Annotated in this window: 8 protein-coding genes; 3 read left to right on the top strand and 5 right to left on the bottom strand. The window is 36.3% G+C overall.

Annotated features, from left to right (window positions below; all coding sequences use genetic code 11):
- Positions 1-97: 97 nt before the first annotated feature.
- Entirely contained in the window at positions 98-1405 is a 1308-nt protein-coding gene (clpX, locus tag M902_RS02885; protein ID WP_021266518.1) for an ATP-dependent Clp protease ATP-binding subunit ClpX, read from the bottom strand.
- Positions 1406-1445: 40 nt separating this feature from the next.
- On the bottom strand, positions 1446-2057 hold the full coding sequence (locus M902_RS02880) for an ATP-dependent Clp protease proteolytic subunit (RefSeq protein ID WP_021266245.1): 612 nt from the start codon (positions 2055-2057) through the stop codon (positions 1446-1448).
- A gap of 285 nt (positions 2058-2342) precedes the next feature.
- On the opposite strand from M902_RS02880, the gene M902_RS02875 reads away from it, so the two are divergent.
- Complete coding sequence (locus M902_RS02875; protein ID WP_021266305.1) at positions 2343-2945, top strand: peroxiredoxin; 603 nt, start codon at positions 2343-2345, stop codon at positions 2943-2945.
- Positions 2946-2984: 39 nt separating this feature from the next.
- On the opposite strand, the gene M902_RS02870 is transcribed toward M902_RS02875, so the two are convergent.
- A complete protein-coding gene (locus tag M902_RS02870) occupies positions 2985-3725 on the bottom strand; it encodes a hypothetical protein (protein ID WP_156979698.1) in 741 nt (246 codons plus the stop codon).
- Between the two features lie 127 nt (positions 3726-3852).
- On the opposite strand from M902_RS02870, the gene M902_RS02865 reads away from it, so the two are divergent.
- The gene (locus tag M902_RS02865) at positions 3853-4464 is read left to right on the top strand and encodes a DedA family protein (protein ID WP_021266118.1); all 612 of its coding nucleotides are present in this window, start codon (positions 3853-3855) and stop codon (positions 4462-4464) included.
- Between the two features lie 135 nt (positions 4465-4599).
- Entirely contained in the window at positions 4600-4911 is a 312-nt protein-coding gene (locus M902_RS02860; RefSeq protein WP_021265784.1) for a hypothetical protein, read from the top strand.
- Positions 4912-4986: 75 nt separating this feature from the next.
- On the opposite strand, the gene M902_RS02855 is transcribed toward M902_RS02860, so the two are convergent.
- Positions 4987-14784 (bottom strand): Ig-like domain repeat protein, encoded by a 9798-nt coding sequence (locus M902_RS02855; protein WP_021266120.1) that lies wholly within the window; start codon positions 14782-14784, stop codon positions 4987-4989.
- 237 nt (positions 14785-15021) lie between these two features.
- The gene (locus M902_RS02850) at positions 15022-15585 is read right to left on the bottom strand and encodes a PilZ domain-containing protein (protein WP_021265777.1); all 564 of its coding nucleotides are present in this window, start codon (positions 15583-15585) and stop codon (positions 15022-15024) included.
- Positions 15586-15588: the final 3 nt, after the last annotated feature.

The raw sequence follows: 15588 nt of genomic DNA, 5'->3' as shown, positions 1-15588 counted from the left end.
GAGATGTAGTGTAATTTCTACACCGCTTAAACGAACAAGGGCCAAGCGAAATGCCTGGCCCTCTTATTCTATTTATTAGTTTTTTAATAATTAACTCTTAAGCAGATTCGATATCTTTCTTAGCTTCTAAAGTTGAGCTCGCTGAAGTTTTCTCTTTTCTAGGGCCCTCTTCAACACGTGGTGATTCCTTACCTGCAATTGAAGCAGCAGTGATCACAACTTTATTTGCCTTATCGTTTGCAGGAACATCATACATTACTTCAAGCATTGTTTGCTCGATAATGGCACGAAGTCCACGAGCACCAGTCTTTCTAGTAAGTGCTGTTTGTGCAATAGCTTTAAGAGCTTCTTCTTCGAATTCTAGCTCAATTCCATCAAACTCAAATAGTTTTTGATATTGTTTAGTAATCGCATTCTTCGGTTCAGTTAGAATCGACACAAGTGCGTCTTCATCTAACTCTTCAAGAAGTGCGTTTACAGGAAGACGTCCGATAAATTCAGGAATTAGTCCAAACTTCGTTAAGTCTTCTGCTTCAATACCACCAAGCTTTTGAATAACAGACTCTTCAGCGTCAACAGTTTGTTTTGCAACAAGTCCCATTGGCCTTTTCGTCATACGTTTTTCAATAATTTTATCAAGCCCTACGAAAGCACCAGCAACTACGAAGAGAATATTCTTTGTGTTAACTTGGATAAATTCTTGTTGAGGATGCTTACGTCCACCTTTTGGAGGAACAGAAGCAACAGTACCTTCAACTAGTTTTAGAAGTGCTTGCTGTACACCTTCACCAGAAACGTCTCTTGTAATCGATGGGTTTTCTGACTTACGTGCAATCTTATCGATCTCATCAATATAAACGATACCGCGCTCAGCTCTTTCAACATCGTAGTCACATGCTTGAAGGAGATTAAGAATAATATTCTCAACGTCCTCCCCTACATAACCCGCTTCAGTTAGTGAAGTCGCATCAGCAATTGCAAATGGTACATTTAAGAACTTTGCCAGTGATTGAGCAATAAGAGTCTTACCGGAACCAGTTGGCCCGGCTAGTAGAATATTTGACTTTGCAAGCTCTACTGAATCATCTTTTCTCTTCGTATCACCGTGGGCAATTCTCTTATAGTGATTATGAACGGCTACTGAGATAATTTTCTTTGCTCTGTCTTGACCAATTACATACTGATCTAAATGAAGCTTAATCTCATGTGGCTTTGGTACATTATCGAGAGCGGCCTTAGAAACAGACTTAACCGTATCTTCATAAATGATTTCATTACACAATTCAATACACTCATCACAGATATAAACACCAGGTCCTGCAATTAGCTTTTTAACTTCTTTTTGAGACTTCCCACAGAAGTTACAAGAAAGTGAACTATTGTATGATCCATCTTTTTTAGTCATTCATTGTCCTTTAGTTTTAATTCTAAAATAGAATTATATCTTACTTCTTATTAGATTCAATAACACCATCAATAATACCTAGCTCAATTGCATCCTGTGGAGATAGGTAGTTGTCACGATCAGTTGCTGCAACAATCTTCTCCATCGTCATATCAACTGACGAGTGCTTAATGTAGATACCATTTAGTTGGTCTTTTAATGTTTGAATTTCATTTGCCTGAATCTGAATATCAGAACACTGACCTTGAGCTCCACCAAGAGGTTGGTGAATCATGATTCTAGAGTGTGGTAGAGAATAACGGTGTCCCTTCTCCCCTGCTGTTAGAAGCAGTGAGCCCATTGATGCCGCAAGACCTACACAGTATGTATAAACTGGGCAAGAAACGTGCTGCATAATATCATAAATACCGAGTCCAGCATAAACACTACCACCAGGTGAATTGATATAGAAATGAATTGGATCTTCTGGATTACTCTGCTCTAGAAACATCATCTGAGCAATAAGTAGGTTGGCAACCGTGTCATTAACTTGTGTACCTAAAAAAACAATACGATCAAGAAGTAGTCTTGAATAAATGTCATATTGTCTCTCACCTCTAGCCGTTTGCTCAATAACAATTGGGTTAGGTATATGTGCCTTTGGATCCATCATTTTTTCTCCCTAGATATATATTTGGACTCTTTTCCAATAAATTTGTCTATTGCATTCAGCATTTCGGTGGGTTGGGACTATATCTTTAGATAAATATTTGCGATTTTGTGATTAAATTCCAGCTTAAGCAACTGAAATTATTTACTCATTTCTTCTCTTTTTTACAAAAAGATGAATGAATTTTAACATTGCAGGTCTTGAATTTCCCCTGGCCCTGCGGTTTAATTTAGCGCAAGAATTTATAAACTATTCAATAGTTATACGAGCAGAAAACAGGAGAATATTATGACTGAAACAGTTTACCCAACATCATTAGTTTCAAAAGCGGCACCAGAATTCAAAGGTAACGCAGTAGTAAATGGTGAAATCAAAGAAATTTCACTTTCAGACTTCAAAGGAAAGTGGAAAGTTCTTTTCTTTTACCCACTAGACTTTACATTTGTATGTCCAACAGAAATCACAGCATTTTCTGATAAAGTTCAACTTTTCAAAGACCTTAACTGTGAAGTTATCGCTTGTTCTGTTGACTCAGCTTTCTCTCACCTGGCTTGGACTAAGCAATCAAGAAACGAAGGTGGACTTGGTGATATCAACTTCCCAATCTTAGAAGACCTAACTAAAGAAGTTTCTAAGTCATACGGTGCACTTATGCCATCAGGTGACGTTGCATTTAGAGCAACTTATATCATCGATGACAATAACATCGTTCAACACGTTTCAATCAACAATCTTTCAGTTGGTAGAAATGTTGAAGAAGTTGCAAGACTTGTAGATGGATACCAATTTACAGCTAAGCACGGAGAAGTTTGTCCTGCTGGTTGGACAAAAGGTGCTGATACAATGAAGCCAGATCCAAAAGGATCACAAGAATATTTCAACAAGCTATAATTAGCGAGAAATATGAAGGCCCTCTAATGAGGGCCTTTTTTAATAATAAAATCCTACTCCGATTCCCAAGCGAGTGATACTTAGTTGTCGATAATCATTTTTTAATTCATGTCGCTTAGTAAAGATGTGATACCACATATTCTCACTATATTTTTGACTATAATTGATTTGATAACGCTGGCCACTTAGCCCTCTTTGCGAATTTATCGATTGAGAAAAGCTTAAATTAAAAACAAATGGTGTAATCAATTTTTGTGCAAAAGTTAAGCCTATCGTTCCATAGTAGATGCGCTTCGTTTCAAAATCAAGATTTCCTCCGTTTAAGAGTTCATTTGATTTATAAACATTAAATAATTCGTAATCCACTCCACCGAAGAAACCAGTGGAATTACGATGAGTATAAGACTTATGTGCGTAAAGGCTCGCTCCCAGCTCTGGCTTTAGCTTTAAGTTATTTGAGAAAGTACTACCACTATCGCTTTCAACCTCTGAGCCTACAAGGTAGGAAATACTACCTAAGGCAACAATTGAAAGTTTTTCTATTGACGATGGAAAGTAAGAAAGTCCCGCAGTTAATGTCATTGGAGAATTTTTTTGAGTTTTTAAAACTTGGTTAGACGTCTTTTCTTTAAACATACCAAGAGAAGCAGAGGTTTGAATAAAGTAATTATGGTTATCCCCTTTAGACTTTAGAAAGAAGTCCAAGTTTTTTCCATATACTTGATTTGTATTTAAACCAATATAAAAAATAATGAGTGATCTCAATATTCTCTTTTTCACGGGACTCATAATACCAGAGAAGTAGTAGTAATATGAGGGAGGAAAAATGCGCTGATAACTAATGCATATTGAATCAAATTAGGATATTCTTAATCTAATTTTTTTAAAAATTATGCTAGGAGATAAAATGGAATTCATTGATCAGATCATGCTCTATATCAACACTCACGTTCACATGGCACCGTTCATAATTTTTGGTTTACTTCTCTTAGCGGGATTTAATATTCCTATTTCAGAAGATCTCATGTTATTTACTTCGGCCATTCTAGCCGCAAAGAACCCAGAATATCTCTACCCACTTTTTATCGGTGTATTCCTTGGAGCCTACCTATCGGATTTAATTTGCTACGGATTTATTGGACGCTACCTTGGCCCTAAAATATTTGGTATAAAGTTTTTCGCATCAATGGTAACACCGGAGCGCCTTGATACGGTGAACGCCTTCTTTAAGAAGTATGGAGTTTTTACTCTAATCTTTGGTCGCTTTGTTCCATTTGGATTTAGGAATGCGCTTTTCTTATCAGCAGGGCTAGGGCGAATGAATGCTTGGAAATTTGCGCTCTCAGACCTCTTGGCCGCGTCGATTTCATGTGTGGTCTACTTCACGGTTTATTATAAATTTGGTGAGACGGCCATTGAATATATTAAGAAGAGTAATTACGTGATTGGTGCAGTCGCACTTGCTGTAATTCTTGGAGTCATCGTCTCAAAGTGGAAGAAAAGAGACGTAAACGTCTAAAATCATTATACTCAGAAAAAATTACAAGGCCCGTCAATTTGAGTTTACAGCACGGGCCAGTTCCTCCATAATCCAGCCTGTTCACAAAACTTGTGAAAATAAATGAACAGTAATTGATTATTGGAGTACCGCTAAATGTTAAATTCAATCACACAGAATAAAGTTATCAGTTTCAACGCATTTAAGAATGACAAAGTTAACCGTTGTGAAAGTGCTGTTCAAAGAGACTATTTCTCTAAGCTAGACTTCTCTGCCCTAATCAATGAGACGAATTCTCTTGTGGCAGAAATCAACAATGATGATGTAATTAATAACGATCTGCTTATTAAAGTTGACCAGCTAACAGCTGAATTCAAAAGCCGCATCCTTGATAATGAATCACCTATTGATAAGTATCTTCTAGCAACTATCAAGGATTTAAAATATTCCATAAAAGCAAAACTATAGTTTTGTTCTTTATATTCTTCTCTTTTTATTTTTGTTTTAAGGCCCATCCAAAGATGGGCCTTTTTGACTTTAACTTTATGGATAGTAAATACTATTAATGGAAGTTTTTATATACGCACCGTAATCAAAATCAAGATCCACGTCAACATTCTCAACAAAGTTATCTGGATAAATCAACATTGTTAGGCCATTATCTGAATTATCAGTCTCAATAAAGTCACGAGCTAATGGAGTATGAGATTCTATAACATCAATATTGTCTCCTCTACCAATTGATATAAATGAATACTGCATTTCTGAGTTATTAACTGATACAGAAAGATTACTCTGTCCTCCACCTTTTGTAGTTAGATCAAATGGTGTTGATTGATGAACATTTGTAAAATTAGAGGCCATCATTGCAATATCAAAAGAAGAATTGTTAACATTTATTACAATATCATCAGTCCCAACACTTGGATTAATAAGATACCATATTTCAGTTTTTGCCCCTGAACTCTGCGTTCTTGTATCAAGTCGAGTTAGTGGGACTCCACCATAAGTAATACTTGTAAAATTTAATATATTAAAGTGTCCTACTACATTCACAACTAATAATCGATTATTACCTGCCGCGATTGTATGAGACTGAGTATAAGATGTTGAACTAGAAGAAAAGTTGGCCTTAGTAAAATTTAAATCATCATAAGATGGAAATAAATCATTTGCGTGTCCTGATGCAACAGTACTTAAGGCTCTACTTGATGAAAATACACCATCATCAATAGAGATTTGACCATTTAACGTTCCATTTGCCACTGTCGACGCTTCAACATCAAGAATACAAGACTCGCCAGCAGCAAGGGAAATACCACTACAATTATCTGTTATAATATTATAATAAGACATTCCACTATCAATAGTTGCTGCATTAAGAATTGATGAAGTAACACCACCATTATTTCTTACTGAGTATTGAATCGTACTACTAGTGTTTCCACCTGAAAGATCAAAACTACTTGTCGCAGAAATTCTAAGAGAAGTAGTATTTAAAGCACTATTAATTCTAATCGCTTGATAAGCAATAGAAGAGGCAGTAGAGCTTGGAGTAAATTGATAAGAATTAAGCCCACCCTTTTGAAATAGTAATTGAGTGAGTCCTATTTGTGAATTCCAAGAAACAAATCTGCTGTCTACCGGTATAAGATTTGAAGAAAAAGATATACTAGAACTATTCGACGCAAGATTAAACATCATAAAATCTGTTGCAGAAGACTCCAAGGTTTCATCAAGGCTAGTTGGACTTGTATTATCAACTTTTCCTTCAATTAATTCGATCGGGTTATCTAGATCGACTGAATAGAAATTTCTGGCAACAATAGAGGTATTTGCAGACATCGAAGATGTTACATTAATAGTTCCCGCTCCTACTGGTGGATTAACAAGATACCATGTCTCCGAGCGCGCATAATTAGAAGTTGGTTGAAAACTTTGTTTATCGAGTTGTGTTAAATTTATCCCCATAAATGTAACAGCATTGATAGATGAGTTTGAGACCTGATTTAGCGAAACAACTAAAAGGCGATTATTAAAATCTCCAACAGTATGAGAAAATGAAGATTGTGATCCTGATGTGTAACTTGCCGTAGTCGTAGTTGAGTTATCTAACTTAACATTAATATCTGCTTCAAATCCAGATGCTTCTCCCAATATTTTAGTACTGGTCTCCAAGTTACTATCTGAAAATAATATATGTGCACCATAACTTGTGTTTCCAAATGATTTAGGTCTAACATCAATAGTACAGCTACTACCAGAAGCTATTGTATTACCTACACAATTATCCGCGACAACTTCTACGAATGTATCATCACCAGAGATAACCGGAGATTGAATTACACTACTAGCAGCTCCCCCTAAATTTGAAATAGTAATCGTATGTGTTGGTCCATAACTTGAGCCAGTAAGAATATCAAAATCAGTAATAGTCTTAGGGCTTGAGTTTAAAGATGCTGAATTTTCAAGCCCATTTAAAACCACTGATGCAATGGCGATATCATCACTTGAACCATATGAGAAAGTTGGCGAAATTGATGAAGGGCCACGATATACAAACATTCCAATATACTCACCTTCAGTATAATGAGATTCAATCTCAGGAGTAATGTCTGAAGATGCCGTTCTATCACTACCACCAACGGCAACAACAGAGACTTTATGATCAAGTAAAGGAATAGTTACCTGCCCAGAACCGTTTGATGCTGTATCTGATTGTACAGAACTAACAGGATTTGATTGATCAACGTTATAAAAGGTATAAGCTTGAGAGGCACCACTTGTACTATTTGTACCAGTAATTTCAATAACACCGTCACCCACAGGAGGGTTAATAGTGTAAAATAATCTAACTTTATTTCCAAATCCACTAGAAACAGAACTAATTAAAGTCATAGTTGTTCCATTGAACTTAGCATTTGGAGTACTCATCCAATCGGAAGTCGCGCTTACAATAATAATTCTGTTCGGTCCGTCTTTTACATTATGAATATATTGATAACTTTGACCAGGACTAGCGACTGTTGAAGTTGAAGAATCCGATTGATCATTATTAATTGCAAGTGGCCCATAAAAATCAGGCATATTAGTTGCCTCTCCACTTAAAGCAACAGAGTATTCATTATTCTCGATTGCTACATAAAGAGTTCCACTATAAGCACCATTTCGATATGGATTCGCCCTTACATCAATTGTACACGTTCCACCTACGGAAACAGTTACTCCATCACAGTTATCTGAAACGATTTCAAAAATCATAAAATCACTTTCAAGGCGAGAAGTAATACCACTAAATTCGATATTCCCAGTATTTGTGACTGTAACTGTATGTGTTGCCCCAGGACCACTTGTATCAACATCCATATTTGATATCGATGTTGTTGATAAACTTATATCCTTAACAAAGAAAGGAGTTGTGTATGAAACTCCACTTGAGCTACTTATATTACCCGCAACATCTATCGTTCTTGCCCAAATTGTATAATCCGTATTCTCTTCAGCACTCGGAAATGCTAATGAAATTCCATTTGTAGCAGTAGTCCAAGCAATGACATCTGATCCAGAGTTCGTAACTTTAATTTGAACTTCACTAACACCAGAAGTAGCATCACTAGGGCCGGTCCCCCAATTAAAGTCAGGAGTTGCGTAAACCTCAGTCACAGCACCAATTGATAGTGACGAAACATTTACAGGAGAAGTGTTATCGATACTAATTGAAGCTGAAACTTGATTTGAATTAATAATTCCTGAAGAATTCGCAATCCAAAGGTATGCAGTATGTAAACCTTCACTAGCAACTAAACTAATTGACGTTGGTTTGAGACTTTGCCAATTGCCTCCTCCACAAGTGCCGTTTGCAGTACTAACTGGTTTAGAGCTTTGAGTCTCACTAAGACAATAAAGATCAACTCCAGAAGGCTCAGTAAAAGAAACAACTGCTGTATTACTATGAGTAGCATTTAGCCAGAAATCATTTCCACCAGAAGATGATAATTTAAAATTTGTTGGGTCATCTATTGTTACATTTGTCGTAAAATTTGAAGAAACTGAAGCGCCGATATTACCAGCATTATCCACTGCACGAATTTCAACTCTATACTCAGTATGATTCTCAAGAGAGAGACCTGAGATATGAGTATTTTTTGTGAAATTAGACCAGTCTTGAAAGGTACTTGAATCACTTGTTTTCACTATACGAGATTGATAATAATCAATTCCATTATCATCTATCGCATTTGTCGTCCAGTTTACAATTGGAGTACGATCTAGACGATTTTCAACACTTCCTAAGATAAGAGAAGACGTTGTAGTTGGAATTGTTTCATCCAAAATTATTGAATCACTAGATACTCCATTATTTATTTCATCTGTTGCATTAGCAACCCAAATATAAACGACCTTCGTCCCATCTCCACCAGATAAGGTGTAAGTTGACGGAGTAGAAAGGAGCCAATCCCCTCCACCACATGTACCAGAGTTTGTAGAAGCAGGCTTAGATGACTGCGTCTCACTTAGGCAATACTTTGTTGCATCATCTATATTAGTTAAATTTAAATCTGCAACTTTACTATCGTTAATATTAATATATACAGTCGACGTAGTTAAAGAAGAGAAGAGTTCTAATGTAGGATCTGCAATTGGAGATATTGTCGTAAACTGAACACTTGATATTATTGATTCGTTACCAGCATTATCAATTGTTTTATATTCATAAGTATAATCGGAATTACCACTAAGACTTAAACCAGTAAAATTACTCCCTGTCGTAAAGCTTGTCCAAGGAACAATCTCAGTGTCACTAGAGTCAACTAAACGAACAGAAGTAGAGGCAAGGCCACTTCCTGAATCGACACCGTCACCAGTCCATGAAAGACTAGGTGTTTCAGATAGATTATTTGGAATCGCACCTAAAGTAGTACCTGAAATATTTGAAGGAGCAATAGTATCAATATAAATCGTATCACTAACGCTACCTGTATTAATAACATCATCACTATTTGCTACCCATGCATAAATTGTGCGATTTCCCTCTCCTGAAGAAAAGGTATAATTTGTAGGAGCAGAAACAAGCCAATCACCGCCATCACAACTACCAGAATTTGTACTCAAAGGAGGTGTTGAATCGGACTCACTTAAGCAAAATTTAACAGCATCTGAAATATTAGATAAAGACACATTCACTTGCATACTATCCGTCGTATTCAAGTACGAAGTAGAAGAAGTATTGGAAGCTGTTATACTAAAAGTAGGATCAGTAATTGTTGAATTAGTTGTAAAGGTAGCTGATGTCACAGTCGTTTTATTACCTGAATTATCTACTGAACGGACTTCAAAACGATAGGTCTCCATATTATCAAGACTCAGTCCTGATAAGTTATTTCCTTTTACGAAAGTTAGCCAAGATACAACCTCAGTAGAGTCATCATCCTTCACTAACCTCAATTCATAATGAGATAGGCCAGAAATTCCATCTGTCGAGTCCGTTGTCCATGAAACAGTTGGTGTAGTAGTTAAGTTACCAGTACCTGTTCCAAGAGACATTCCCGAAATATTCGTTGGAACTGTATTATCAACAATTATTGAATCACTTATTGGGCCATTATTAATTACACCATAACTATTAGCGACCCAAAGGTATAATGTCTTTGTTCCTTCTCCTATTGATAATGATTTTGAAGTTGGTGCGCTTGAGCTCCAGTTACCTCCATCACAAGTACCATTTGCAATTGAGCTAGGTTTAGTTGAGTTTGATTCACTTAAACAATAGCTAGTAGCATCTGTATCATTACCAATTAGAACTTGTGCTGTATTTGAGTCAGAAATATTTAAGTAAGCAGTAGATAATGTATCCCCCGAGCTAAGATCTAAACTAGGATCATTAATTGTATCGGCCGATGTAAAATCAGTAAAAAGTACATTTCCAATATTTCCAGCAAGATCATGAGCTCGTATCTCAATGCGATAATTTGTATCACTAGATAAACTCAGGCCACTAATAGAGCCACCATTTAGAATTGTCTGCCAACTACTAATACTTGTATTTGGTAGTTCGATAACTCTCGCTTCATAATGGCTTAGGCCAGAAGTTGCATCAGTCGCATTTGTAACCCAATTGATAGTTGGAGTTTCAGAAAAGCTTGCTCCAACAGGTCCAGTGCTTAAACCACTTAAGTCAGTAGGGATAACTCTATCCACGATAATACTATTACTAACAGGCCCATCATTTATAATATCTTCGGAGTTGGCGACCCAAAGATATAGTACTCGATTACCTTCTGTTGCATCAAAAGTGAATTGTGTTGGGACAGAAATCGACCAATCTCCACCATCACAACTTCCACTTACAGTACTACTAGGCTTTGTTGTATTAGACTCACTTAAGCAGTACTTTACTACATCTGAGTTATTTCCTATTACGACATCAACTAAATTAGAGTCTGTTGAATTTACATAATCAGTAGAGCCTGTGTTTGATGCATCTAAAGAAAGCGTTGGATCAACTAGAGTTGCGTTCGTCGTAAAATTAATATTTTCAAAAGAACCTTTATTTCCGGCATTATCTCGTGGACGAATTTGAACCGAGTATTGAGTATTATTATCTAATGATAAGCTAGTAAGAGAATCCCCATTGACAATGTCTACCCAATCAACAATTGTAGCGCTATCAGAGACTCGAACGAGTCGTACTTCATGTGCCGCAATGCCAGATGTCACATCAGTCCCATTTCCACTCCAAGAAATATCTGGTGACTGTGTTAGAGTATTTGGAATAGCTCCTAAAGATAAACCTGAAATAGGTGTCGGAGAAACAGTATCATTTGAAATAGTGTCACTAATTACACCAGAGTTAATAACACCGAAACTATTTGCAACCCAAATATAAAGAGTTCGAACACCTTGTGTTGAAGAGAATGTGTATGAAACAGGTTTCGTTCCACTCCAATCGCCACCATCACATGTTCCACTTGATGTTGAAACTGGAGCAGTAGTCTGTCCCTCAGAAATACAATATAAGCTAGCATCTGAGTCATTTCCGATTAAGAGCTGAGCAGTATTAGCATCAACAAAGTTTATGAAATTTGTTGAAGAGGTATCTGCAGACGAAAGTGACATTGTTGGATCAGCAATTGTATCCGCAGTCGTAAAATTAACACTTGAACTGGTACCAATATTTCCAGCATTATCATGGGACCTAACTTCAACCGTATACTCTGTATTATATGAAAGAGATAATGAATCTATCGTAGAATTATTTGAAAAGGTTGCCCAATCAGAAACAACACTTGAATTACTAGTCAATATGAGTCTTGCTTCGTAATGTGATACTCCACTTGTTAAGTCTGTAGAATCAGTCGTCCAAGATATTACTGGTGTTGAAGTCAGAGTAGCTCCAACTCCCCCTACACTTAAACCTGAGACACTCGTAGGCCCTGTATCATCTCTTGTAATTGAGCTAGAAGTAACATTAGGGTTTATCTCATCCCCAGAATTTGCAACCCAAATATAAACAGTTTTATTACCATCTCCAGCAGATAAAGAAATACTTGAAGGTTCAGCTATCGACCAATTCCCTCCGTCACATGTACCATTTGCTGTAGAAGCAGGAGCTGAGTCCTGGGCCTGTGAAAGACAAAACTTCACCGCATCTTCAATTGATCCTAATACTACATTAGCAACCCCTAGGTCACTACCATTTATAAAATTAGTGGATGCAGTACTTGGAGAACTTAATAATATACTTGGGTTCCCCATCATTGAAGGAGTTGTAAAAGTTAAGCTCTCAACACTACTTTCATTACTTGCCTGATCAACTGTTTTATACTCAATACTATAAGTTGTACTCCCCGCAAGAGATAGACCAGAAAAAGAGCTTCCATTAGTTAGCTCCTGCCATGTAACCATCTCAAATGAATCAGAATCACGAATTAATCGGAAAATGGTATGTTCAACACCTGAACCAGAATCACTTCCATCAGTCGTCCATGAAACTGTTGGACTAACACTTAAGTCAGTACCAACTGCACCTAGTGTTGTACCTGTAATGTTAACGGGAGCTATATTATCGACAAAGATAGCATCACTTGCCACGACTGTACTTATTACGTCATCACTATTTGCTACCCATAAATAAAGCTCACGACTCCCCTCACCAGCTGAAAATGTATAATTTGTAGGAGTAATTGTTTGCCAGTTCCCACCATCACAAGTTCCATTTGCCGTTGAGCTTGGTCGTGTTGTCTGCCCCTCTGATATACAATAATCTACAGCATCTGAGTTATTTGATATATTTAGTGATACTTGATAACTATCACCAATATTCACATAATCATTAGATAGTGAGTTTAAGGCAGTTAACTCTAAAGTAGGAGTGGAAATAGTTGAGTTTGTTGTAAATGTATCACTTACAGTTAAAGAGTAATTTCCAGCATTATCAATTGATCTAATTAATATTCGATAATTAGTAAAATTCTCTAATGATAGGCCCGATAATCGATTTCCTTTAGTAAAAGCAGTCCAATCTACAACAGTATTATTATCACTACTTTTTTCTAATCTAACTTCATAATGAGATAAACCTGAAGTTGTATCATTCGAGTCTGATGACCAGGAAATAATTGGAGATTCAGTCAAATTAGTAGGTACAGAAGTTAAACTCAATCCTGAAATAGATGTTGGTACAGATGTATCTATAATAATTGAATCACTTACAGGATTTAAATTTATAACATTAAAAGAATTTGCAACCCAAAGATATAAACTACGACTTCCATCGCCTAGAGAGAAGGTATGTCCAACAGGAGCTGTCGATAACCAAGCTCCTCCGTTACAGCTCGAATTAGATACACTACTTGGCTTAGTGGAGCTGTCTTCGACAAGACAAAATTTATCAGCATCAGAAATATTACCAATAGTTAAATCTACATTTTGCGAGTCACTTAAATTTACATAAACTGAAGAGCCACTATTAGAACCCTGTATACTTAATGTCGGATCACCGATTTGAGATGCTGTAACAAAGGAGGCAACCGTCGAGTTTCCAATATTTCCAGCATTATCAATTGCACGAATTTCATAATCATACTGTGTATCCATTGCTAAGCTAAGGCCCGTAAAGTTCTCACCATTTATAAAGTCAGTCCAAGCAACAATCTCAACCGAGTCACTATTTCTTAATAGACGAACCTGATATTTTTGAATGCCACTATGTAAATCAATAGCATCAGTCGCCCAAGTCAAGCTTGGAGAAATAGATAAGTCATTATTAACGGCACCTAGACTAATATTTGAAACTAGACCAGGGATAGTATTGTCAACGATAATAGAATCAGTAATTGTAGTCGTATTTATTGAATCAAATTTATCAGCAACCCATAAGTAAATATCCCTATCTCCTTCAACACCACTCATAACTAGGGATACTGGCATGCTAGTAGACCAATCTTGGCCACCACAGCTACCACTGGCAGTTGAATTTGGCTTTGTAGAATCATTTTCAATCAAACAATATTTAAGAATATCATCTGCATCTGAAATATTCACAATAGTATTATTTGCATCAGAAATATTAGTATAAAGTTGAGAAAAGCTAATCGACTCAATATCAAAAGATGGAATAGAATAACTTGAAGGTTGCGCAGATAACTCTACAACAGACTCTAGGGTATCCACAATTTCACCATCAGGATCACTTGCAACAACCCTTACACGTACTAAATCACCTGGGTTATATGTAGGCGATAAGTTAATTAAAGTCTCACCAAAATTTGGAGCAGCTTTATTAAGTGCAAAACTATTCCCACTCAAAGGATCACAATTTGTCGAATTAGTTTCATTACAAAGATAAGCAGTTGCCACTGAATTATCATTTAGATCGCCTACATAAGAAGCATTAATATCTAAAGCACCATTAAATGTTTCAAGTGATAATCTCTTTAACGAGACTTGATTATCTATAAAATTAATTACAACAGACTTAGAAAGAGAATTATTAAGGCGTGCTTTAACCCTAACTTGTCCATTAGTAAGAGCTGTAATTGCAACTGCTTTCTGAGTATCATCCTCTGCAAGAAGAGCACTTCCTGACTCTAGTTCCCAACTTACTAGCTTCTTTTCCTTCGAGTGCTGATTACCAACAAATGAATACATATTAAAGGCAGCGCCTCTGGTTACAACGATTTCTTCAGAGAGAATCTCATCACCGCCATCATCACTGGTTAACATTAACTCAGAAACGAATAAGTCTTCATCAATGCTCAAAATAATCTTAGAATTACAAGAACTAGTGGCCAACACCACTAAGAAGACACAGAAAATGTTTACTAAATTAATAAAATTCATCTCAGAAAATCATACCCTGATATTTTTATCCAAATAAATAACAACCACTTATAGACGAAAGTAAGTTTCAACTTAAAATAGTCGTCAATAATTATTGTCATTCAGCTGTAATCTATTGATTACACATGGTCATATAAGAGTTATCGGTAAAAACTATTTAAATTATAAGAACTTTATTTATGAATAAAATAAACTGTGTAATATTAGTCATTTAGGTTAGACAATCAGTAAGAAATTCTAAAGAGATTCTAAAGATTGGTAATCATGAAGCACCTTGGCCCTTAGAAGTGGCAGCTTTATCTGTGAATCATAACCAAGAAGAGAGGCCGTCTTTCTGAGGTGAACAATATTTCCATTTTTTTTTGATGAATTTTCAAATTGAGTTAAAAGATAGATCATATTCTTTGAGAATGTAGTCACATAAGAGCGAATAAGTGCCATATTCCCAGAAGATACGTGCGAGAATTTAGCACCAATTGATGGTAGCAAGATTTTTTCAACTTCTGATAGCCCATCAAATGAGCGAACAATATCAACTTCACAGCGAATGACTTCGATTTCAAAGGCACTGTGATCTATGCTAATTAACTTTTGAGAACTCAATTTTGAAAATTCTGGATATTGTATAAGTGATACCATAGTATGAAAGCGCGTACTTGTTGGTACGCGCCCCATATCGGTAATTAACATTCCACCTTCGGAAATATTAGAACAGCGGCCTTTTAAAACATAGTCATCGCAAAGATAGAGCATCTCTTGATTTACAGGTGCTCTTAAATGTTGACGATTAGCTCTCGACACTCG

Source organism: Bacteriovorax sp. BAL6_X, assembly GCF_000443995.1.
In the GTDB taxonomy this organism is placed as follows: domain Bacteria; phylum Bdellovibrionota; class Bacteriovoracia; order Bacteriovoracales; family Bacteriovoracaceae; genus Halobacteriovorax_A.
The sequence above is the reverse complement of the archived record's forward strand: the minus strand, read 5'-3'. Positions and strand labels throughout refer to the sequence as shown.

Bases quoted from the DNA above. Each gene is read 5' to 3' on its own strand.
- M902_RS02875 (WP_021266305.1), top strand. From the start codon at position 2,343: ATGACTGAAACAGTTTACCCAACATCATTAGTTTCAAAAGCGGCACCA.
- M902_RS02860 (WP_021265784.1), top strand. From the start codon at position 4,600: ATGTTAAATTCAATCACACAGAATAAAGTTATCAGTTTCAACGCATTT.
- M902_RS02880 (WP_021266245.1), bottom strand. From the start codon at position 2,057: ATGATGGATCCAAAGGCACATATACCTAACCCAATTGTTATTGAGCAA.
- M902_RS02865 (WP_021266118.1), top strand. From the start codon at position 3,853: ATGGAATTCATTGATCAGATCATGCTCTATATCAACACTCACGTTCAC.
- clpX (WP_021266518.1), bottom strand. From the start codon at position 1,405: ATGACTAAAAAAGATGGATCATACAATAGTTCACTTTCTTGTAACTTC.
- M902_RS02855 (WP_021266120.1), bottom strand. From the start codon at position 14,784: ATGAATTTTATTAATTTAGTAAACATTTTCTGTGTCTTCTTAGTGGTG.